Here is a 21168-nt window from a genome sequence, read left to right on the forward strand (position 1 = left end):
CTGGCACGAAAGCTGAACCATTCTCTTTCGCCACTACCTGCCTTGCGGAAATAACCATCATGAGAAATATCCTCCTCCCTCTGGCAATGTCCCTGTCCATCGCCCTGCCCGCCTGCGCCGACGAGGTGCTCTCGGAAAGCCCCGACAACACGGTGGGCTATGGCGCCGGGGGCGTCACCGGCCTGATGGTCGGCGCCGCGCTCGGTGGCCCGTTCGGCGCCATCGTCGGTGCAGCCCTGGGTGCATTTGGCGGCGCCGCCGTGCAACAAGGCAGCGGGCACAGCGATGCAGCGTACGTGGTACGCCATGACGACGGCAGTACCCAGCGCTATCGCTCGCCCAATGCCCGCTTCAAGCCCGGTGATCAGGTGCAGGTGAGTGGAATTCGCCTGGCCCCGGCGCAGTAAGCCGTTGCCCGGACAAAAAGCTCACCAGTTGCCGCCCATGTGAGCTCAGGCGCTCCCAGTCGCGGAAACACAAACGTAGCTCCAGGGTGGCCCAGCTTTCCGCCAGGGCCACCCGACGCGCCGGCAGCTCCTGCTCGGCGCGCACGGCGGCTGTTCGGGCAGCATTGCCAGGTTCATCGCCAATTCCTCGATAAAGCGCTGCTAGTGGGGCTGCCTTCAGTTCAGAATAACCCTGTCTTTCTTCTGCCGCGGGTACCCATGAACGCATTACGCAGCCTGATCCAGCGCCAACTGCAAAGCGGCGCCCTTTACGCCGTGCTGGCGGCCCTGGGTTTCAGCTTCAAGGCCATCTTCGTCAAGCTCGCCTATGCCGCAGGGCCGGTGGACGCCATCAGCCTGCTGGCATTGCGCATGGGGCTGTCGCTGCCGATGTTCGCCTGGCTGGTATGGGCCAGCCGTGGTCAGGGCAGCGCACCGCTCAACCTGGGCGATGGGCTGCGTGTCGCGTTGCTCGGGCTGCTGGGCTACTACCTGGCCAGCCTGTTCGACTTCTATGGCCTGCAGTACATCAGCGCCGGGCTGGAGCGGCTGATTCTGTTCACCTACCCGACCCTGGTGCTGGTGTTCCAGGCCATCGCCCTGCGTGAGCGGCCAAGCCTGCGCACCTTGTCGGCCATGGGCCTGTGCTACCTGGGGCTGGGCATTGCCTTTGTCCACGACGTCAGTGTGGCCGGGGCTGGCCAGCAGGTAGTGCTGGGCTCGCTGTGGGTGTTCGCCAGTGCAGTGACCTACGCGCTGTATTACTCCGGCACCGGAATGATGCTCAAGCGCATGGGCTCGATGCGCCTGGCCGGGCTGTGCGGTACTGCGTCCTCGCTGATGGTGCTGGCGCATTACCTGGTGGTGGCACCGGTCGGGCAGTTGTGGCAGTTGCCGGGCGCAGTGTGGGCCAATGCCGGGTTGATGGCGATGTTTTCCACGGTGCTGCCGATCTACTGGGTGGCGCTGGCGATACAGCGCCTGGGGCCGACCCATACTGCGGCAGTGGGCAACCTGGGGCCGGTGCTGACGGTGCTGGCATCGTGGGCGATCCTGAGCGAGGAGATTTCGCTGTATCAGGTCGTCGGGTTGGCGGTGGTGCTGTTTGCGGTGTCGCGGCTCAAGCCGCGGGGCAAACAGGAAACAAAGGTGGCTGAGGCCAAAGGTGCAGCAGCCTGACTGCGGTCACTGTGGAAGATTGCCCAGCCCTTTGGGCTGCGCTGTCGCACAGATAACTGAATTCGCAAGCGATCCTCGTACCCTGTGGGAGCGGCTTTAGCCGCGAAGAATCCAACGCGGTGCATGGCACCGGCTGCGCCGGTGTTCGCGGCTAAAGCCGCTCCCACAGGGTCCCTGCTAATTCAATGAGTTATGTGCAGTTCTATGAGAGCGGCCTTGCGTCGCGAAAGGGCTGCAGAGCAGCCCCGGCAATTTTGGTAGCAACACCAACGTCTGGGGCCGCTTTGCGGCCCTTTCGCGACACAAGGCCACTCCCACAAAAACGCGTAAATCCCTCAGAGCACCCGCTTGATCAGCGGCTCCAGTCGGCTATAGCGCAGCCGCCGCAGGAACCTGCGCACATCCTTGGGGTGCTCGGCCTTGGCGCCCAACTCCTCTGCCGAGCCGATCTTCGGCGCATGCCGGCGCAGCTCGGCCAGCTCTGCTTCCCGTGGCCCCAGCCATTGCCCTTGCGGGTCATCGATCAGCAGGCCGTTCTCCAGGTCCAGATTGAAGCCGCGCGGATTCAGGTTGTTACCGGTCAGCAACGAATAGCGTTGGTCGACCCACACGCCCTTGGCATGAAAGGTATGCCCGGGGTCGTTCCAGATCCGCACCTGCAGCTGGCCGCTGGCAATCGCAGCGTGGCGACGTCGGGTGAAGGCACGCAGGTTGTCTTCGTACAGGTAGGGCAACGCGCCGCTGGCACTGAACGGCTCGCCGGGGGCGATATAGAAGTCGTTGGCCGTGCGATCACCAACGATCAGTTCCACCCGCACGCCACGCGCCAGGGCATGGTCAAGTTCGCGCATCAGCACCCGGGGTGGGTTGAAATACGGCGTGCTGATGATGACCTGCGTGCGTGCCGCCGCCAGCAAGGCGCACACTGCACGGTTCAGCGGGTTGCCACGGCCCACGCCCAACAGCGGGATAACCCGCAGGCCCTGCCCCGCCCCGCTGGCCGGTGCCTCATAGGCCATGCGTCGCAGCCGCGCGCGCAAGCGCCGGATGTCGCCGCGCAGGCTGCGGGTGGAGGGTGGCGCCGGCAGGTCGAGGCGCGGTGTGGCGGTGTGGTGCAGCAGGCGACGCACCAACCCGACCATGGCGTCGGCCAGCTCTGGTGACTGGAACAGGTGGTAGCGGTCCAGGCGGTAACGGTCGAAACGGTGCAGGTACACGTTGTTAAGGCTGGCGCCGGTGTAGATCACGCAGTCGTCGATGATGCTGCCCTTCAGGTGCAACACGCCAAACAGCTCGCGGGTCTGCACAGGTACGCCATGGATGACGATATCCAGCCCATGGTGCTGGCGCTGGGCCTGGTACCAGGCGGCGTTACCCGGCTGGCGCCCGGCGCCCAACAGACCGCGGCGAGCACGGAACCAGTCGACCACGATGGTGATTTCCAGCCCGGGCCGCGCGGCCTTGGCCTGGTACAAGGCATCCAGCACTTCCTGGCCAGCCTCATCTTCCTGCAGGTACAGCGCAACGATGACGATACGCCGGGTTGCGGCGCGGATGCGCTCGAGCAGGCAGGCGCGGTAGGCCTTGGCATCGGGCAGCACCTGGATCGACTCGGCCGACATGGCGTAGCCTGGCAATGCCGCCAGCATGGATTCGGGGTTCAAGAACGATCACCTTCTGTGTGCAATCACTGTCGTGCATCAGCTTGCACAGGAAGTTTGAAATGGTCCAGCCCCCGGATAGCATGGGGCTGCTTTGCAGCCCTGTCGCGACACAAGGCCGCTCCTACAAGCCAGCGCCGAATCCACATGCGGCGCCGAACCTGTGGGAGCGGCCTTGTGTCGCGATAGGGGCGCAAAGCGCCCCCATTTCTGACGAAGCTATTTCAGGTCAAAACGATCCAGCTCCATGACCTTCTCCCAGGCCGCGACAAAGTCCCGCACGAACTTGTCCCGGCCATCACTGCTGCCGTACACCTCGCTCAATGCCCGCAACTGGGCATGGGAGCCGAACACCAGGTCAACCCGGCTACCGGTCCACTTCACCTGGCCGGTCTTGCGATCACGCCCTTCGAAGGTTTCGTTATCCGCCGAGGTCGGCTTCCACTCAACGCCCATGTCCAGCAAGTTGCGGAAGAAGTCGTTGCTCAGGGTACCGACCTTGTCGGTGAACACGCCCTGTTGGCTGCCGCCATGGTTGGCGCCGAGCACACGCAGGCCGCCGATCAGCACGGTCAGTTCCGGCGCGGTCAGGGTCAGCAATTGGGCCTTGTCCAGCAGCAGTTTCTCGGCCTTGACGCTGTAGCGGGCCTTGGTGAAGTTGCGGAAGCCATCAGCCAGCGGTTCCAGCACGGCGAACGACTCGACGTCGGTCTGCGCCTGGGAGGCATCGACACGCCCAGGGCGGAACGCCACGCTGACATTGTGCCCGGCGTCCTTGGCAGCCTTTTCCACTGCGGCGCCACCGGCCAGAACGATCAGGTCGGCCAGGGAAATTTTCTTGCCACCGGCATTGAACTCGGCCTGGATTTTCTCCAGCGCCGCCAGCACCTTGCCTGTGCCCTGGTTCGCCGCCCAATCCTTCTGCGGCGCCAGGCGCAGGCGGCCACCATTGGCCCCGCCACGCTTGTCCGAACCGCGGAAGGTCGACGCCGCTGCCCAGGCAGTGGCCACCAGCTCGCCAACGCTCAGGCCCGCCGCCAGCACCTTGGCCTTGAGCGCGGCAATGTCCTGCTCGCCTACCAGCGGGTGATCGACTTTTGGCAGTGGGTCTTGCCACAGCAGCTCTTCGTTGGGCATTTCCGGGCCCAGATAGCGCGCCAATGGGCCCATGTCGCGGTGGATCAACTTGTACCAGGCGCGGGCGAAGGCGTCCGCCAGCTGGTCAGGGTTATCCTTGAAGCGGCGGGCGATCGGCTCGTAGATCGGGTCGAAACGCAGCGCAAGGTCGGAGGTGAGCATGGAAGGCGCGTGGCGCTTGGCCGGGTCATGGGCATCCGGCACGGTGCCTGCCCCCTTGCCCTCCTTCGGCCGCCACTGGTGGGCACCAGCCGGGCTCTTGGTCAGTTCCCAGTCGAAGTTGAACAGATTGTTGAGGTATTCGTTGCTCCATCGGGTGGGGGTCGAAGTCCAGGTCACTTCCAGGCCGCTGGTGATGGTATCGCCACCCTTGCCGCTGCCGAACTTGTTGGCCCAGCCCAACCCCTGCAGCTCCAGGCCTGCTGCTTCCGGCTCGGGGCCGACGTTGTCGGCAGGGCCGGCACCGTGGGTCTTGCCAAAGGCGTGGCCACCGGCGATCAGCGCCACGGTTTCTTCATCGTTCATGGCCATGCGGCCGAAGGTGTCACGGATGTCCTTGCCCGAGGCTACCGGGTCGGGGTTGCCTTCCGGGCCTTCCGGGTTCACATAGATCAGGCCCATCTGCACGGCGGCCAGCGGGTTTTCCAGGTTGCGCTCGCCCTCCAGGGTACGGCCCTGCTCCTCGGGGCGCTTGGCCGGCTCCGCCACCAGGTCGCCCTTGCCGGGCGGCTGGGCCTTGCCGTAGCGGGTGTCACCGCCCAGCCAGACCTTTTCCGAGCCCCAGTACACATCTTCGTCCGGCTCCCACACATCGGCACGCCCGCCAGAGAAGCCGAAGGTCTTGAAGCCCATGGACTCGAGGGCGACGTTGCCGGTGAGCACGATCAGGTCGGCCCAGGAAATCTTGTTGCCGTACTTCTGCTTGATCGGCCACAGTAGCCGCCGGGCCTTGTCCAGGCTGACGTTGTCCGGCCAACTGTTGAGCGGGGCGAAGCGCTGCTGGCCAGAGCCTGCACCACCCCGGCCATCGCCAATACGGTAGGTACCAGCGCTGTGCCAGGCCATGCGAATGAACAACGGGCCATAATGGCCGAAGTCGGCGGGCCACCAGTCCTGGGAGTCGGTCATCAAGGCGGTCAGGTCTTTCTTCAGCGCCTGGAAGTCGAGGCTCTTGAACGCCTTGGCATAATCGAAATCCGGGTCCATCGGGTCGGATTTGGAGGAATGTTGATGAAGAATTCTCAGGTTGAGCTGGTCAGGCCACCAGTCACGGTTGGTGGTGCCGCCACCTGCGGTTTGATGGAACGGGCATTTCGATTCGTTCGACATCTGCGGGTACCTTTGGGTCGGTTATCCAGATTTCCGGTCTATGCCAGGTGTTCTTTCAGCCGAGCGCGTGGGCTCGTGCTACCCCTCATCAGGTCTACACGGGGCTTGCGAAGCTGTCATGACGGGGTTGGCGTGGTCTTGCACAAAGGTGCTGACATGCCGCCCGCTGGCAGAATTCGCGGGGCCAGGGGAAAGACTAGCCGAGCTTGGGCAGAGTTCTAATAGAGTGCCTATTGAGGGGCGATAGCTTGGCTCTGTCAGGTTCGTGCCCGCGAACAGGCCGGCACATCCATACAAGGCAACCAAGCTGTCCGCATGCTCCAATACAACGCCAACCCTTCCAACCCGGAACCCGTACCCTCATGAATCGCAACGACCTGCGCCGCGTCGACATGAACCTGCTGGTACTGTTCGAAGCCCTGATGATCGAACGCAACCTGACCCGGGTCGGCGAAAAGCTGTTCATCACCCAGTCCACCGTCAGCGCCGCCCTCGCCCGCCTGCGTGAGCTGTTCGACGACCCGCTGCTGATCCGCAACGGCCGGGCCATGGAGCCCACGCCACGGGCCATGCAGATCTTCGCCGAGCTGGGGCCGGCCATGGATGTGATTTCCGCCGCCATCAGCCGCGCCCGCGAGTTCGACCCGGTCAACAGCTGCAACGTGTTCCGCCTGGGCCTGTCGGACGATGCCGAATTCGGCCTGTTCCCGGCCCTGCTGCAGGCGCTGCGCGAAGAGGCCCCGAATATCAGTGTGGTGGTGCGCCGGGCCAACTTCCTGCTGATGCCGGGGCTGCTGGCCAGCGGCGAAATTTCGGTGGGCGTGAGCTACACCACGGACCTGCCGGCCACCGCCAAGCGCCGCAAGCTGCGCAACATCGGCGTGCGGGTGCTGCGCGCCGATGACCGCCCGGGCCCGCTGACCCTCGACGAATACTGCGCCCGCCCGCATGTGATGGTGTCGTTCTCCGGTGACATGAGCGGCAATATCGACCTTGACCTGGCACGCATCGGCCGCTGCCGCAAGGTGGTGCTGGCGGTGCCGCAATTCGGCAGCCTGCGCGCCCTGCTGCGCAACACCGAGCTGATCGCCACGGTGCCAGACTATGCCGCCTGCGCCCTGGCCGACGACGGCAGCCTGCGCGCCGACCCGGCGCCGTTCGACATCACCGAGGCCGAACTGTCGATGGTCTGGAGCGGTGCCCAGGACAATGACCCGGCCGAGCGCTGGCTGCGCGAGCGCATCCTGCAGTTCATGGCCACGCAGTGATGCATCGACCTCATCGATAGCCACCATGAATGCCATCAAGTTCCCCTGCGGTCAGCCCGGGCGGAAGATGGCGGCATACACCGATTGATGAGGCTCCCATGAAAACCGGCATGATCGCTGCCCTGCTCGCCTTGTTGGCCGCCCTTGGCGGTTGTGCCAGCCCGGCAGCTACCGACACGCAGCCTTACGGGCACTTCTATTCGGCCACGGCAATTTCCAGTGTCGCCCTGGCCCCTGGCCAACGGGTGGTGGTACTGCTGGGGCGTGATGCCGAAGCGACCCTCGAATACCTCGGCAGCCATCGCACCCAGGCAGGCGCACCGGCCCATGGCCAACGTGTCCCTGTTGCGACCCTGGGCAGCGAAAGCCAGGCGTATGACTGGCTGGCGCGGTCACTGGCGCAGCAGTTTGCCGAAGTGACTTTCTATGACGACCTGGACACACTGCTGGGCGACCACCCGGACGTGATCGTGCTGCTGGACACCGAAAGCCGTTTGGCCAGTGCGGATATCGAAAGCAGGGTAGTAGCGCGCTTTTTCGATGACCAGCTGACCTATATCGGCCGCGCTGAGGGACGGGCAAGCAAGAGTCTGGGCGATGTGGCGAGGGTGGTCGAGGATGAGCGGGCGGTGCAGGCGGATGCGCTGCGGGACTTTGACGATTCGTTGCAGGCGCTGTTGAAGGGTCGCGTTTGAGGCCCCCTTCACTGATATAGCGCAAATGCTCGGGCACAGCACCGGCCTGTAGGAGCAGCCTTGTGCTGCGAAGAGGCCAGTACCGCCACAGAATTTCTTCTGCCACACCGGCCCTTTCGCAGCACAAGGCTGCTCCTACAGGTCGGTGCTGTAGCTGTAATAACCGCGGTAAAGCTTCTACTTACCCCGCTGCATCCACGCCGCCCCCAGCCCGCTGAGGCAGATCACCGAGATGCCCACCAGGCTCAGGGTGTCCGGCACCTGGCTGTAGACAACCAACCCAAGCAACCCGGCGAACACGATCTGGCAATAGCTGAATGGCGCCAGCAAGGCAGGTGCCGCATGGCGGAAGGCCTGAGTCAGCAGCAGGTGCGCCGTCATGCCAAAGCCCCCCAGCGCCAGCATCAGCAGCGCATGGTCCCAACGCGGCATCTCCCAGAAGAACGGCACCAACGCACTCATCGCCAGGGTGTTGCACAACCCCGCATAGAAATTGCTGGTGGTCGGGCTGTCGTGCGCGGCCAGGATGCGCGTCAGCAACTGATAGAAGCAGAAGCCCAGCGCCGATCCAAACGGATACAGGATGGCCGGGGTAAACATCGCCCCGCCCGGGTGCACCACCACCAGCACGCCGATGAAGCCCATCACCACCGCCACCCACTGCCCCACCGTCACCCGCTCCTTCAGCAGTGGCGCCGACAGCGCAGTGACCAGCACCGGGGCAAGGAAGTTGACCGCCGTGGCCTCGGCCAGTGGCAGGTACTGCAGGCCGGTGGTGAACAGCAGGCTGGTACTCAGCAGGCTCAGGGCGCGTAACGTCTGCAACAGAGGGCGGCGAGTGCGCAGCACGTTGAGGCCGGCCTTGGGGAGGAAGATCCCGGCCATCAGCAGCGTGTGCACCACATACCGCGCCCACACCACCATGATGATCGGGTACAGGCCGCCCAGGAACTTGGACAGGGCATCGTGACTGGCGAACAGGAACGTCGCCACCACCACCAGGGCGATGCCGCGCAGGGGTTGGTTGACTCCGGACAGCGGTGTGCTGGAACTCATGGCACTCTCGATGACGGCGCGGCTTGATGCGGCGCCCAGTGAAGGCCGCGCAGGCGTTGCCTGGCGGATGCAACAGCTCGGATTTTAGAAGAGATGCCGAAGAATAAGGAAGTTCAATCGCCGCCAGCCAAGGCCGACTGCAATTTCTGTTCGCTGATCGACCACTTTCCGCCCCACGCGCATGGCCCGTACCGTGCTGATCGCCGACCATCGAATGCGAACCCTGCACACCCTACAAGGAATTTACATGCAAAGGCTCACCACCCGTAACGGCCTGGCCCTGTCCGCGATCGGCCTGGGCACCTGGCCAATGACCGGCAGCGAGTGCACCCAGGCCGTGCGCCAGGCGCTTGAATTGGGTTACCGGCACATAGACACTGCCACTGCCTATGACAACGAAGCCGCCGTCGGCCAGGCACTGCGCGAAAGCGATGTACCGCGCGAGCAGATTCACCTGACCACCAAGGTATGGTGGGATCGCCTGGCGCCCAAGGCCATGCGCCAGTCGCTGGAGGACAGCCTGCGCGCCCTGGGTACCGAGCAGGTCGACCTGTTCCACATCCACTGGCCCAGCCAGGACTGGGACCTGGCCCGCAGCATCGAAACCCTGGTGGCCCTGCGTGACGAGGGCAAGGCGCGCAGCATCGGCGTGGCCAACTTCCCGCTGGGGCTGCTGCGCCAGGTGGTGGAAACCCTGGGCGCGCCATTGTCGGCGATCCAGGTGGAATACCACGTGCTGCTCGGCCAGCAACCGCTGCTGGACTACGCCCGCCGCCACGACCTGCTGCTCACCGCCTACACCCCGCTGGCCCGTGGGCAGGCGGCGGCTCAGCCGGTGATCCAGGCGATCGCCCGCAAGCATGGCGTACTGCCCAGCCAGGTGGCGCTGAAGTGGTTGCTGGACCAGGACGGCGTGGCGGTGATCCCCAAGGCCGGCAGCCGCGAGAACCAGCTGGCCAACCTGGCGGCGTCGAACGTGCAACTGGATGACGAGGACCGCGCGGCGATCGCCGGGTTGCCGAAGGACCAGCGGGTGGTGAGCCCGCCGTTTGCGCCGGACTGGAACCTGTAGGAGCGGCCTTGTGTCGCGAAGGGGCGCGCAGCGGCCCCACATTTTCAGCTGCGCCGCTGATATCGCCGGGGCCGCTTTGCGGCCCTGTCGCGACACAAGGCCGCTCCTACAGGAGACCGCGGCAGGCCAACGGGCACTATGCCAGCGTCACGACCTGCTTCAACCGCTCGTTCGCCGGTGCCGGTCGCCCATACAGGTAACCCTGGAAGTGCGAGCAACCCTCCGCCACCAACCGGCGCATCTGCTCCTCCGACTCAACCCCCTCGGCCGTGGTCTTGATCATCAGGCTGTTGGACAGGTCGGTAATGGCGCGAATGATCGACATCGCCTCGCGGCTGTCGCACATGTCATGCACGAACGACTTGTCGATCTTGATCCGGTCGAACGGGAACGAACGCAGGTAACCCAGCGAGGAGTACCCGGTGCCGAAATCGTCCAGCGAAATGGACACGCCCAGGTCCTTCAGTGCACGCAGGGTACGCACGTTTTCCTCGCTGTTGCCCAGCAGCACCGACTCGGTGACCTCCAGTTCCAACCGCTGTGGCGGCAGGCCGGAGTCGGCCAGCGCCAGGGCCACGGTGTGCACCAGGTTGGCATTCTTGAACTGCACCGCCGACAGGTTGACCGACACCGTCTGCTCGCTGTCCCAGCTGGCCGCCTCCTGGCAGGCCAGGTTCAGCGCCCGGTTGCCCAGTTCGTGGATCAGCCCGGTTTCCTCGGCGATGGGGATGAAGTCCATGGGCATGACCATCCCACGGGTCGGGTGCTCCCAGCGCAGCAACGCCTCATAGCCGGTAACGCTGCTGGTCTGCTGGTCGACCACCGGCTGGTAGTGCAGCTGCAACTGGCCCAGGTGCAGCGCAGTGCGCAGGTCGGTTTCCACCAGGCGGCGCTGGCGGGCGGCGACGTCCAGTTCGACGCTGAAGCACTCGTAGCGGTTGCGACCGTTGCGCTTGGCCTCGTACAGCGCCATGTCGGCGTAGCCCAGCAGTTGCTCGGCCTGGTCGCTGTCTTCCGGCGCAATGGCAATGCCGATGCTCACCCCAACAGTGAACTGGTGACCCTCGATCTGGAACGGTGGGCAGATCGCGTTGATCAGGCGCTGCGCAGTGTTGCATGCGGCCTCCCGGCCTTCCAGGCCGGTCAGCACCACCGCAAACTCGTCGCCGCCCAGGCGGGCCAGGGTGTCGTGCTCGCGCAGTTCGCGGCGCAGGCGCTTGCCCAGCGCGCGCAGCAGCTTGTCGCCAAAGGCGTGGCCCAGCGAATCGTTGATGTTCTTGAAGTTGTCCAGGTCCAGGCACAGTGCAGCGGTCAGCTTGGCGTGCTCGCTGTCACGCACCAGGGCCTGGCGCAGGCGTTCGTTGAACAGGGTGCGGTTGGGCAGCCCGGTCAACGCATCGTGGTGCGCCATGTGGTGGATCTGCGCGTGGGCGGCCAGCTCTTCGGTGGCATCTTCGGCAACGAACAACACATAGTCGGCCTGGCCTTCACGGTTCTGGCTGAGCAAGGTGCGGCTGCGCAGGGTGCGCGGGCCACAGGCCGTGTCGACCCGGGTTTCGGCAGCATGCCCCTTGGTGCTGCGGGCGCCACGGGCCAGTTGCTGTTCCAGGTAACCGGCAACGCCCGGTGCCAGGCACTCGCCGGGCAACTGCCCGATCATGCTGCGCTGCGGCCCGCCGAACAGGCGTTCGGCCTGCTGGTTGGCCAGCAGGATGCGCTGGCTCTCCAGGTCCTGGACAATGACGCTGGCGGGGATGTTGGCAATCACCGAATCAAGGAACTGCGACAGCTTGGCCATTTCCTGGCTGTACTGCTCGGCCAGCTCCTTGGCCTGCAGCAGTTCCAGCTCTTGCCGGTGACGCTCGGAAATGTCGCGGGTTACCTTGGCAAAACCCACCAGTTGCCCGGCATCGTCGTACACCGCGTCGATCACCACATGGGCATGGAAGACCGTGCCGTCCTTGCGCAGGCGCGAACCGATCTCTTCGAAGCGCCCGGTGCTGCGGGCCTGCTCAAGGTTCAGCGCCGGCAGCCCGGCGGCGCGCTCGGCATCGGTGTAGAACAACGAGTAGTGCTTGCCGACGATTTCCTCGGCCAGGTAGCCCTTGGCGCGCTGGGCGCCGGGGTTCCAGTTGGCGACGATACCTTCGGGGGTGAGCAGGTAGAAGGCATAGTCCACCACGCTCTGGATCAACAGCCGGTACATGATGTCGGGGCTTGCGACTAGCGACATGACTTTTACCTGGGCCTTCGAAAGGCATGAAAAGGATTGGTGGCATTATGCCTTCGACGACGACTTTGTGAAGTAGCTCACAAAAAGCCACGATCCCTTCAATTAGCGAACGAAGGCTGGCAACCCCCTCAATGGCGGGCGCCCGTGACCAGGAAATTGAGCAAGCCCGGTTCGTCATCCAGGGCTATGGGCTGCGCCGGGCGCGACAGCTCGGCCAGCACGGCATTGCAGAAGGCCACGGCAGGCATGTCCTGTGCGTAGCAGCGCATCAGCCAGTCGCCCTCGCCGCCCAGCAGTTGCAATGCCACCGCCCGGCCGATGCCCTGTCGGCGGTACTTTTTCAGGATGAACAGGTCAGCCAGTTCGAACGCGTCGATGCCCGGCAGCTCGCTGCGTTCGACCAGCACGAAACCGGCGATGAAACCGTCTGCCAGCACCAGGTACGCGCCCCAGCCATCGGCCCCCCAGTAACGTTGCAGGTGCTCGTCATGGATATAGAAGCGGCCGTCCACTTCGACGTCTTCCTGCTCCCAGTCCGAGGACTCGTAGGCGTAGAACTGATAGAGGTTGCGAATCAGCGGGGCCTGGTCGGCAGTGGTTGCCAACAATTCGATGGGCAGCATGGTGAGGGGCTCGGGTAAAAAGGCGGATTCTAGATCAACCGCCCCTGGCAGCAAAAAGCCCAGGCCCTCCCCGCACGGAAAGGCCCAGGCAAAAACCAGTCATCGATTGATAGGGCTCAACTGTTTTGCAACGCGCGCGGGCGGTGGCTGCGTGCCTCGGCGTCTGGCGCCTTGGCCGCCTGTAGATGGAAGTCGAACGCCAGCTCGGCAAAGCGCTCACCCTCTACGCCGCGAGCACGCGCTGCCGCAGCATCCTCGACAAAGCGCAGCTCGCCGACCAGCCCGTCACGGGTGGCATAGGCAAAGTCATCCCACAAGTACTTGTCGCCGGCCAGGTTTATCTGCGTGGTCAGGTGCCGGTGCCCGGGCGCAGAGATGAAGAAGTGCACATGCGCCGGGCGCTGGCCGTGACGGCCGAGCAGGTCCAGGCATTCCTGGGTTGGTCCCTGCGGATCGCAACCGTACCCCGACGGCACGATGGAACCAGGCGTGCAGTGTCCTGCAGCACACGCAGGATGATCTGCTTGAAGCGTGGGTTGCCTTCGGCATGGCCCAGGCCGGCCACTTCCTTGAAGAACGCCTGAACATCGGCAGTATGGGAAATTTTCACGGTCATCGTGCTTGCCTCATCTTGTTCTTGTCAGGTAGACAGGTGCGACTCAGCGGTCGTCGCTGTGAATCGACGAGGGGTGCCGGCACAGGCCGTCGACTTCGATGTCCATGTACGGGAACAGCGGCAGCTGCATCAGGGTGTCGTGCAGCGCCTCGACGCTGGGTACATCGAACACGCTGTAGTTGGCGTAGTGCCCGGCAATGCGCCACAGGTGGCGCCAGGTGCCTTCGCGCTGCAGACGCTGGGCCAGTTCCTTTTCGTCGGCCTTGAGCCGGGCGGCCTTGGCCGGGTCCATGTCGACCGGCAGTTTCACGGTCATCTTCACGTGGAACAGCATGCTGGTTTCTCCTTTCTCTGATTTGGCGCGAACACTGTGGGAGCGGGTTTACCCGCGAACACGGGCGAAGCGCGCCAGGCGCTGTTCGTCCAGGGTCAGGCCCAGGCCTGGGGTGCGTGGAATGTGCAGCTGGAAGTCGCGGTATTGCGGCGGCTCGTTGACGATTTCTTCGGTCAGCAGCAGCGGCCCGAACAGCTCGGTGCCCCAGGTGAGCTGGCGCAGGGTCAGGAAGGCATGAGCCGAAGCCAGGGTGCCGATCGAGCCTTCGAGCATGGTCCCGCCATACAAGGCGATGCCGGCAGCCTCGGCGATTTGCGCGGTACGCAGTACGGCACGCGGGCCGCCGTTCTTGGCTATTTTCAGGGCGAAGATGCTGGCCGCGCCGTCGGCAGCCAGGCTGAAGGCGTCCTCGACGCTTTCGATCGACTCGTCGGCCATGATCGGTGCCGGGCTGCGCTGGTTCAGGCGCACCTGGCCGCTGCGGTTGATACGCGAAATCGGTTGCTCGATCAGGTCGATGCCGTTTTCGCCAAGCACCTGGCAGGCACGGATGGCCTGGGATTCGTCCCAGTACTGGTTGACGTCGACCCGCACGCTGGCGCTGTCGCCCAGCTCGCGCTTGATCGCCACCACGTGCTTGAGGTCCTGGGCCAACGGGTTGGCGCCGATCTTCAGCTTGAACACCCGATGCCGACGAATCTCCAGCATGTGCTGGGCTTCGGCGATGTCGCGGGCGGTATCGCCGCTGGCCAAGGTCCAGGCCACTTCCAGGCTGTCGCGCACGCGGCCACCCAGCAGTTCGCTGACCGGCAGGCCCAGGCGTTTGCCCTGGGCATCGAGCAAGGCGCTTTCGATACCCGACTTGGCGAAGGTATTGCCCTTGGCCAGCTTGTCCAGCTTGAGCATGGCGGCGTTGATGTTGTCAGCCGGCAAGCCAACCAGCGCCGGCGCCAGGTGCGCATCGATGTTGGCCTTGATGCCCTCCGGGCTTTCGTAGCCATAGGCCAGGCCGCCGATGGTGGTGGCCTCGCCGATGCCTTCCACGCCATCACTGCAGCGAACACGCAATACCACAAGGGTCTGCTGCTGCATGGTGTGCATCGCCAGCTTGTGCGGGCGAATGGTCGGCAGGTCGACGATAATTGCCTCGATACGTTCAATCAGCACGCTTGTCATTGTTGCCAGGTCCCGTTGTTTCGGGCTGCCAGCCGCAGGCCCGAGTGGTGCATTTACTTGCTTGTTCAAGGATTGCGCGAGACCCTGATAGCCGTCCAATATCGAATGAATCTCCCACCATACCCTGGAGGTCTGATGGAGCTGCGCCACTTGCGTTACTTCAAGGTCCTGGCCGAAACCCTGAACTTCACTCGCGCCGCCGAGCTGCTGCACATTGCCCAGCCGCCGCTGAGCCGGCAGATCAGCCAACTCGAGGACCAGCTCGGTACCTTGCTGGTAGTGCGCGAGCGCCCGCTGCGGCTGACGGAGGCGGGTCGCTTCTTCTACGAACAGAGCTGTACCGTGCTGCAGCAGCTGCAGAACATCAGCGACAACACCCGTCGCATCGGCCAGGGCCAGCGCCAGTGGCTGGGGATCGGCTTCGCCCCGTCGACCCTGTACAAGGTGCTGCCGGAGCTGATCCGCGAGCTGCGCCAGGACAGCGAGCTGGAACTGGGCCTCAACGAGATGACCACGCTGCAGCAGGTGGAGGCGCTGAAAAGCGGGCGCATCGACATCGCCTTCGGGCGCATTCGCATTGATGACCCGGCCATTCACCAGCAAGTGCTGTGCGAGGACCCGCTGGTGGCGGTATTGCCCAAGGGTCACCCGCTGGCGAGCAGCCCGCTTACACTTGCCCAGCTGGCTGGCGAGGCGTTCATCCTCTACCCGGCCAACCCGCGGCCCAGCTATGCCGACCATGTGCTGGCACTGTTCGCCCACCACGGCATGAGCATCCGCGTCAGCCAATGGGCCAACGAACTGCAGACCGCCATCGGTCTGGTGGCCGTCGGCGTAGGCGTGACCCTGGTGCCGGCGTCGGTGCAACAGCAGCACCGCACCGATATCGAATATGTAAGCCTGCACGACAACGGCGCCGTCAGCCCGATCATCCTCAGCCGACGCAAGGGCGATGTGAGCCCGATCGTGCAGCGCTGCCTGACATTGATTGCACAACAGGAAAAAACAGCATGATTCACGGCAAGACACTGCAAGCATGGTGCAGCTCCCACCCCCTGATCGACGACCTGGTGGCCCTGCGCGAAACCCGTTGGTTCAACCCGCACATTGCCCCTGCCGCCCAGGCCCTGGCCGACGTCGGTTTGAGCGCCGCCGATGTCAGTGCTGCCAGTGCCCGCCTGGCACGCTTTGCCCCCTACCTGGCCAGCGTGTTCCCGGATACCGCTGCCACCGGCGGCATCATCGAGTCGCCACTGCGCCCGCTGCCCAAACTGCACGCCACCTTGCTGCAGGCAGCTGGCCTGCCTGCCAGCGGCTCACTCTGGCTCAAGGCCGACAGCGAGCTGCCGATCTCTGGCTCGATCAAGGCCCGCGGCGGTATTCATGAAGTGCTCAAGCATGCCGAAGACCTGGCCCTGGAGGCCGGCCTGATCAGCCTCGACAGCGATTACCGGGAACTGGCCAGCGACCAGGCCCGGCAATTCTTCAGCCAGTACAAGGTTGCGGTCGGCTCGACCGGCAACCTCGGCCTGTCGATCGGCATCATGAGCGCCAGGCTTGGCTTCCAGGCCACCGTGCACATGTCGGCCGATGCCCGCCAGTGGAAGAAGGACAAGCTGCGCGCCCATGGCGTGAACGTGGTCGAGTACGAAAGCGACTACAGCGTGGCGGTGGAGCAAGGGCGCCAGCAGGCGGCGGCGGACCCGGGCTGCTACTTCGTCGACGACGAGAACTCGCCACACCTGTTCCTCGGCTATGCAGTGGCGGCCGAGCGGCTGGCCGCCCAGTTCGAAGCCGCGGGCATCAAGGTAGATGCCGAGCACCCCTTGTTCGTCTACCTGCCCTGTGGGGTCGGCGGTGGCCCCGGTGGCGTGGCGTTCGGCCTGAAACTGATCTGGGGCGACCATGTGCACTGCATCTTCGCCGAGCCCACCCACTCACCGTGCATGTTCCTGGGGGTGTATAGCGGTTTGCATGACGCCACCAGCGTGCAGGATTTCGGCATCGACAACCTGACCGCCGCCGACGGCCTGGCGGTGGGCCGCCCTTCCGGCTTTGTCGGCAAGGCGATGCAGCGTTTGCTCGATGGCTATTACACAGTCAACGACGAGGCGCTGTACCGGCTGTTGGTATTGGCCCATGACCAGGAGAATGCGCGGCTGGAGCCTTCGGCGCTGGCGGGGATGCCGGGCATGGTCAGGGTGCTTGAAGCGCCTGAGTACCTGGCGCGCATGGGCCTGTCGGCCGGGCGCATGCAAAGGGCCACGCATTTGGTCTGGGGGACCGGTGGCAGCATGGTGCCGGAGGCAGAGTTTGCGGCCTATCTGGCCAAAGGGAGGGGCTGAGGATTATTGGGGGGGGGGCAGCGCTGTACCTGTGGGAGCGGGTTTACCCGCGAACACCGGCGAAGCCGGTGCCCTGCACCGCGTCGCTTCCTTCGCGGGTGAACCCGCTCCCACAGGGACCCCGCCAGCTTTCAGATATTGAGCAAGGCAGTTGCTCCTTTGCTGCTAGATCGCAAGGCGATCACCGCGCAGCCAGTCGATAAACCGCGCAAACAACTCCGACTGCGAGTTGATCTCCAGCTTCAGGTACAGGTTCTTGCGGTGCATGCGCACGGTTTCCGGCGAGATGCCCAGCTCCAGCGCGGTGGACTTCACCGAATGCCCACGCAAGATCATGTGCGCCACCTCCCGCTCACGGTCGGTCAGCACCTGGCAGCCGAAACTGTCGAACGCCGCCTGCAGGCTACCACGCTCCGCCGAAGCGGGGCCGGGCTCCAGATGGTGCCGGGCGTAGCGCCCCAGCAGTTCACGTACCATCGGCTCCAGCGCACGCAGCAGGTCGATCTGCCCCGTACTCAGCCGCGTACCGCTGCAACCCTGGAACAGGCTCAGTGACAATTTGCGCCCAGCGCTGAGGTCGGCGATGTAGTAGCTGTCTTCACTGCAACCGGTACCCAGGTAATAGGCCTTGTAGTAGTCGCTGTCGAAGAAATTGTCCGGGGCGATTTCCTGCAGATGGTAGAAGCCCTCGGCCAGGCCGCTCTGCACGGCCAGGCAGAACGGGTCGAGCAGGTAGCCGGCAGTGAAGTAGCGCTCCAGCACGGCGGCGCGGTGCAGGTCGGGGATGCCTTGCTGGTACAGCAATTGCGGTGCCCGCCCCTGGCACTCGAGGCTGATCATCATCGATTCCACCTGCACCAACTGGCCGATGGCGGCCGCCACATGCGCCAGCGCCTCGGGCGTTTCGCTGTGGGCCAGTGCGCGCTGCAGCGCCGCATGCCATTGCTGCAGCGCGCCCAGTGAAAGGGTAAGCGGGGTGTCGGGAGAGGCCTGGGTCATGCCCGGCAGTCTAGCCTGCCAGGCACGCCCGCGCACAGCCCTTTGCGCCAGGTTCATCGGCCGTGGTACAGGCCAAGCGCCGTGAGTTCGCGCGCGGTTTCGATGATGCACTGGCGCAGGGTTTCGACAATCTCGTCCACTTGCGCATGGGTAATGATCAACGGCGGCGACATCACGTTCAGGTGCATGATCGGCCGCACCAGCAGCCCTTTGGCCTGGGCCTTGCTGTGGATGCGTTCGCCGATGTTCACCTCGTCGGCGAACAGGGCCTTGCTGGCCTTGTCGGCAACGAACTCGACACAGGCCATCAGCTTCATGCAGCGCACATCCCCCACCAGCGGCAGCTCGCGCAGGCTTTGCAGGCGCTGTTCCAGGTAGCCGCCAACGTCCTTGACGTGCTCCAGCAAATGCTCGCGCTCGATGATCTCGATGTTCTTCAGCGCCGCAGTGCAGCACACCGGGTGGCCGCTGTAGGTGAAGCCGTGGGTGAAGCAGCGGCCCTTGCCCGGCTCGGCGATCACCTGCCAGATGCGCTCGGAGAAGATGCACGCCCCCAGCGGCAGGTAGGCCGAGGTCAGGCCCTTGGCGGTAGTGATGATGTCGGGGGTTACGCCGAACAGTTCCTCGCTGGCGAAGAAGGTGCCCAGGCGCCCGAACGAGGTCACCACTTCGTCGGCGACGAACAGGATGTCGTAGGTCTGGCACAGCTGCCACATGCGCTGGAAGTAGCCCGTGGGCGGAATGATCACCCCGCCCGAGCCCATGATCGGCTCGGCGAAGAACGCCGCCACGTTGTCGGCCCCCAGCGAAAGGATCTTGTCCTCGAACTCGGCCACCAGGAAGTCGAGGAACTCGGCCTCGTCCATGTCGTGCGGGGCGCGGTACGGGTTGGGGTTGGACACATGGTGGATCAGGTCGTGGTGATAATCGAACTCCGGCACCCGGTCAGCGGCCTTGTTGCCGATCGACATGGTCAGCGTGGTGGAGCCGTGGTAGGCGTTGTAGCGGGCGATGATGTGCTTCTTGTGCGGCTTGCCACGGCAGTTCTGGTAGTACTGGATCAGCCGGTAGGCAGTGTCGACCGCGGTCGAGCCGCCAGTGGTGAGTAACACATGGTTCAGGTCACCCGGCGCCAGCTGCGCAAGCTTCTGGCACAGCTCGATGGCCACGCCGTTGGCCATGTCGGAGAACGGGTTGGAATAGGCCAGCTGGCGTACCTGGTCGGCGATGGCCAGGGCCATTTCCTCGCGGCCCAGGCCAATGTTGGTGCACCACATGCCGCCGACTGCATCGAGGAAGCGGTTGCCGTGGGTATCGCGGATGTAGGCGCCCTCGCCGGCAACGATGTTCAGCGCGCCTTGCTCGCGGTGCTCGTCGAACACGTGGTAGCCGTGCATGTAGTGGGCCTTGTCGGCTTCCACCAGCGGGTCGTGGGCAATGGCGAATGCTTTGCTTGGGGTGGCCATGGGCAGCTCCTTGGCAGTGATCGTTGGGCAGTGTTCAGAAACCGGTCTTGACCGTGCTCCAGACCCGGGTGATGGCGCGCATGTCCTTCGGGCTCTGGGTTTTCTGCGCGAACAGGCGCTCGCGGGTTTGCGCGTCGGGGTAGATGGCCGGGTCCTGGCGGATCTCGTCGCGCACCAGCGCCGTGGCGGCGGCGTTGCTGTTGGCGTAGTGGATGTAGTCGGTGACCTTGGCCATGGTCTGCGGCTGCAGCAGGAACTCGATGAAGCGGTGGGCATTGGCCGCGTGCGGCGCATCCTTGGGGATGTACAGGTTGTCGAACCAGATCAGCGAGCTTTCCTGGGGGATGAAGAACGACAGCTTGATGTCCTTCTTCGCTTCCACCGCGCGGGCCTGGGCGGTGGCGTAGTCGCCGGACCAGGTCAGGGCCAGGCAGACATCGCCGTTGGGCAGGCTGGTGAGGTAGTTGACCGAATCGAACTTGCGAATGTACGGGCGAATGCCCAGCAGCAGTTGTTCGGCCGCCTTGAGGTCGGCCGGTGATGCGCTGCGTGGGTCCTTGCCCAGGTACTGCAGGGCCAGCGGGATGACTTCGGTCGGCGCGTCCATCAGGGTGACGCCACAGTCGGCGAAGCGCGAGACGATCCTGGGGTCGAACAGCATGGCCAGCGAGCCGATGGGGGCATCGGGCATGCGCGCGGTGATCTTGTCGACGTTGTAGGTCACCCCCGAGCTGCCCCAGGTATAGGGCGCCGAGTATTTCAGGCCGGGGTCGTAGCCTTGCAGGTTGTTCACCACCTGCTGGTCGAGGTTGTGCCAACTGGGCAGTTGCCGCTTGTCCAGCGCCTGGAACACCCCGGCGCTGATCAGCGGGGGGACCAGGGAAGCGTTGAGCATGACCAGGTCGTAGCCGGAGCGGCCGGTGAGCAGTTTGGTCTGCACCGTTTCGTAGCCGTCGAAGGTGTCGTAGATGACCTTGATGCCGGTGGCCTTCTCGAAGTCGGCCAGGGTGGTTTCGCCGATATAGTCGGTCCAGTTGTACAACCGCAACGTGTTACCGCTGTCCACCTCTGCCGCCTGGGCCAGGCTGGCGCCAGACGCCAGCAGCAGACCGCCAATCACCTTCAGTACCTTGCGCATGGCAACTCCATCGTGTGAGTGCTCGGGATCGAGCCGATGGGGGCACTATCGAGGGATTTGCCGAAGGGGGACATACCCCGAATGTGTGGGTGGTCGCTTTTTTTGCCGGTGAATTTTGTATGAAGGCCACAGGCTCAATCGCCGGCAAGCCAGCTCCCACAGGTCCTCCACAGTCCTGAAGCCCTGTGATTTCCCTGTGGGAGATTGCCCAGCCCTTTGGGCTGCGCTTTCGCGCAGAGAACCAATATCGCTCGTCTGACGCGTCCTTTGTAGGAGCAGCCTTGTGCTGCGAAGAGGCCGGTACAGCCAATAGACAGGCTTTGTCAGCCCCGGCCTCTTCGCAGCACAAGGCTGCTCCTACAGAACCTCGCCGAACCAATGAGTCATGTGTTGTT

At 64.4% G+C, this 21168-nt stretch carries 17 protein-coding genes and 1 pseudogene; 7 read left to right on the forward strand and 11 right to left on the reverse strand.

Annotated features, from left to right (window positions below; all coding sequences use genetic code 11):
• Nucleotides 1-86 precede the first annotated feature (86 nt).
• Nucleotides 87-407, forward strand: a complete 321-nt coding sequence (locus GYA95_RS12255) for a hypothetical protein (RefSeq protein WP_015270748.1) — start codon at nucleotides 87-89, stop codon at nucleotides 405-407.
• 258 nt (nucleotides 408-665) lie between these two features.
• The gene (locus GYA95_RS12260; protein WP_015270749.1) at nucleotides 666-1625 is read left to right on the forward strand and encodes a DMT family transporter; all 960 of its coding nucleotides are present in this window, start codon (nucleotides 666-668) and stop codon (nucleotides 1623-1625) included.
• A 335-nt stretch (nucleotides 1626-1960) separates the two neighbouring features.
• On the opposite strand, the gene pssA is transcribed toward GYA95_RS12260, so the two are convergent.
• On the reverse strand, nucleotides 1961-3289 hold the full coding sequence (gene pssA, locus GYA95_RS12265) for a CDP-diacylglycerol--serine O-phosphatidyltransferase (protein WP_015270750.1): 1329 nt from the start codon (nucleotides 3287-3289) through the stop codon (nucleotides 1961-1963).
• A 216-nt stretch (nucleotides 3290-3505) separates the two neighbouring features.
• Nucleotides 3506-5752: a catalase/peroxidase HPI gene (gene katG / locus GYA95_RS12270; protein ID WP_015270751.1), complete on the reverse strand. Its 2247-nt coding sequence runs from the start codon at nucleotides 5750-5752 to the stop codon at nucleotides 3506-3508.
• 362 nt (nucleotides 5753-6114) lie between these two features.
• Between katG and GYA95_RS12275 the strand changes: the two genes are divergently transcribed.
• On the forward strand, nucleotides 6115-7020 hold the full coding sequence (locus tag GYA95_RS12275) for a LysR family transcriptional regulator (RefSeq protein WP_013973059.1): 906 nt from the start codon (nucleotides 6115-6117) through the stop codon (nucleotides 7018-7020).
• A gap of 98 nt (nucleotides 7021-7118) precedes the next feature.
• On the forward strand, nucleotides 7119-7715 hold the full coding sequence (locus tag GYA95_RS12280) for a hypothetical protein (RefSeq protein ID WP_161551400.1): 597 nt from the start codon (nucleotides 7119-7121) through the stop codon (nucleotides 7713-7715).
• A 177-nt stretch (nucleotides 7716-7892) separates the two neighbouring features.
• Here GYA95_RS12280 and GYA95_RS12285 read toward each other — a convergent pair whose 3' ends face one another.
• Entirely contained in the window at nucleotides 7893-8771 is an 879-nt protein-coding gene (locus GYA95_RS12285) for a DMT family transporter (protein WP_015270753.1), read from the reverse strand.
• A gap of 247 nt (nucleotides 8772-9018) precedes the next feature.
• Here GYA95_RS12285 and GYA95_RS12290 point away from each other — a divergent pair, with 247 nt between their 5' ends.
• Nucleotides 9019-9843, forward strand: coding sequence for an aldo/keto reductase (locus GYA95_RS12290; RefSeq protein ID WP_015270754.1), 825 nt, complete (start codon nucleotides 9019-9021; stop codon nucleotides 9841-9843).
• Between the two features lie 136 nt (nucleotides 9844-9979).
• On the opposite strand, the gene GYA95_RS12295 is transcribed toward GYA95_RS12290, so the two are convergent.
• The 5 genes and pseudogenes from GYA95_RS12295 to GYA95_RS12315 form a co-directional block, all read right to left on the reverse strand.
• On the reverse strand, nucleotides 9980-12076 hold the full coding sequence (locus tag GYA95_RS12295) for a putative bifunctional diguanylate cyclase/phosphodiesterase (RefSeq protein WP_043935690.1): 2097 nt from the start codon (nucleotides 12074-12076) through the stop codon (nucleotides 9980-9982).
• Nucleotides 12077-12204: 128 nt separating this feature from the next.
• The gene (locus GYA95_RS12300; RefSeq protein ID WP_015270756.1) at nucleotides 12205-12699 is read right to left on the reverse strand and encodes a GNAT family N-acetyltransferase; all 495 of its coding nucleotides are present in this window, start codon (nucleotides 12697-12699) and stop codon (nucleotides 12205-12207) included.
• Nucleotides 12700-12815: 116 nt separating this feature from the next.
• Nucleotides 12816-13184, reverse strand: a pseudogene (locus tag GYA95_RS12305) (dioxygenase family protein); the annotation flags it as partial.
• Nucleotides 13185-13358: 174 nt separating this feature from the next.
• Nucleotides 13359-13649, reverse strand: coding sequence for a muconolactone Delta-isomerase (gene catC / locus GYA95_RS12310; RefSeq protein WP_013973066.1), 291 nt, complete (start codon nucleotides 13647-13649; stop codon nucleotides 13359-13361).
• Between the two features lie 48 nt (nucleotides 13650-13697).
• Complete coding sequence (locus GYA95_RS12315; protein ID WP_015270757.1) at nucleotides 13698-14825, reverse strand: muconate cycloisomerase family protein; 1128 nt, start codon at nucleotides 14823-14825, stop codon at nucleotides 13698-13700.
• Nucleotides 14826-14960: 135 nt separating this feature from the next.
• Here GYA95_RS12315 and catR point away from each other — a divergent pair, with 135 nt between their 5' ends.
• Both catR and GYA95_RS12325 read left to right on the forward strand, forming a co-directional pair.
• Nucleotides 14961-15839 (forward strand): HTH-type transcriptional regulator CatR, encoded by an 879-nt coding sequence (catR, locus tag GYA95_RS12320; RefSeq protein ID WP_015270758.1) that lies wholly within the window; start codon nucleotides 14961-14963, stop codon nucleotides 15837-15839.
• Nucleotides 15836-17170 (forward strand): D-serine ammonia-lyase, encoded by a 1335-nt coding sequence (locus tag GYA95_RS12325; protein ID WP_015270759.1) that lies wholly within the window; start codon nucleotides 15836-15838, stop codon nucleotides 17168-17170. The genes catR and GYA95_RS12325 overlap by 4 nt, the downstream gene beginning before the upstream one ends.
• Before the next feature lie 165 nt (nucleotides 17171-17335).
• Here the strand turns inward: GYA95_RS12325 and GYA95_RS12330 are convergent, their stop codons facing one another.
• The 3 genes from GYA95_RS12330 to GYA95_RS12340 are packed head-to-tail and all read right to left on the reverse strand — an operon-like array spanning nucleotide 17336 to nucleotide 20773.
• Nucleotides 17336-18169, reverse strand: a complete 834-nt coding sequence (locus GYA95_RS12330; RefSeq protein ID WP_015270760.1) for a helix-turn-helix transcriptional regulator — start codon at nucleotides 18167-18169, stop codon at nucleotides 17336-17338.
• Nucleotides 18170-18222: 53 nt separating this feature from the next.
• Nucleotides 18223-19635: an aminotransferase gene (locus GYA95_RS12335; RefSeq protein ID WP_015270761.1), complete on the reverse strand. Its 1413-nt coding sequence runs from the start codon at nucleotides 19633-19635 to the stop codon at nucleotides 18223-18225.
• A 34-nt stretch (nucleotides 19636-19669) separates the two neighbouring features.
• Nucleotides 19670-20773: a polyamine ABC transporter substrate-binding protein gene (locus GYA95_RS12340; RefSeq protein ID WP_161551401.1), complete on the reverse strand. Its 1104-nt coding sequence runs from the start codon at nucleotides 20771-20773 to the stop codon at nucleotides 19670-19672.
• Nucleotides 20774-21168 lie beyond the last annotated feature (395 nt).

Source organism: Pseudomonas asiatica (genome assembly GCF_009932335.1).
GTDB lineage: Bacteria > Pseudomonadota > Gammaproteobacteria > Pseudomonadales > Pseudomonadaceae > Aquipseudomonas > Aquipseudomonas asiatica.

Coding starts and splice junctions, on each gene's coding strand:
- GYA95_RS12255 (WP_015270748.1), top strand. CDS start 87: ATGTCCCTGTCCATCGCCCTGCCCGCCTGCGCCGACGAGGTGCTCTCG.
- GYA95_RS12260 (WP_015270749.1), top strand. CDS start 666: ATGAACGCATTACGCAGCCTGATCCAGCGCCAACTGCAAAGCGGCGCC.
- katG (WP_015270751.1), bottom strand. CDS start 5,752: ATGTCGAACGAATCGAAATGCCCGTTCCATCAAACCGCAGGTGGCGGC.
- GYA95_RS12275 (WP_013973059.1), top strand. CDS start 6,115: ATGAATCGCAACGACCTGCGCCGCGTCGACATGAACCTGCTGGTACTG.
- GYA95_RS12280 (WP_161551400.1), top strand. CDS start 7,119: ATGAAAACCGGCATGATCGCTGCCCTGCTCGCCTTGTTGGCCGCCCTT.
- GYA95_RS12285 (WP_015270753.1), bottom strand. CDS start 8,771: ATGAGTTCCAGCACACCGCTGTCCGGAGTCAACCAACCCCTGCGCGGC.
- GYA95_RS12290 (WP_015270754.1), top strand. CDS start 9,019: ATGCAAAGGCTCACCACCCGTAACGGCCTGGCCCTGTCCGCGATCGGC.
- GYA95_RS12295 (WP_043935690.1), bottom strand. CDS start 12,076: ATGTCGCTAGTCGCAAGCCCCGACATCATGTACCGGCTGTTGATCCAG.
- GYA95_RS12300 (WP_015270756.1), bottom strand. CDS start 12,699: ATGCTGCCCATCGAATTGTTGGCAACCACTGCCGACCAGGCCCCGCTG.
- catC (WP_013973066.1), bottom strand. CDS start 13,649: ATGCTGTTCCACGTGAAGATGACCGTGAAACTGCCGGTCGACATGGAC.
- GYA95_RS12315 (WP_015270757.1), bottom strand. CDS start 14,825: ATGACAAGCGTGCTGATTGAACGTATCGAGGCAATTATCGTCGACCTG.
- catR (WP_015270758.1), top strand. CDS start 14,961: ATGGAGCTGCGCCACTTGCGTTACTTCAAGGTCCTGGCCGAAACCCTG.
- GYA95_RS12325 (WP_015270759.1), top strand. CDS start 15,836: ATGATTCACGGCAAGACACTGCAAGCATGGTGCAGCTCCCACCCCCTG.
- GYA95_RS12330 (WP_015270760.1), bottom strand. CDS start 18,169: ATGACCCAGGCCTCTCCCGACACCCCGCTTACCCTTTCACTGGGCGCG.
- GYA95_RS12335 (WP_015270761.1), bottom strand. CDS start 19,635: ATGGCCACCCCAAGCAAAGCATTCGCCATTGCCCACGACCCGCTGGTG.
- GYA95_RS12340 (WP_161551401.1), bottom strand. CDS start 20,773: ATGCGCAAGGTACTGAAGGTGATTGGCGGTCTGCTGCTGGCGTCTGGC.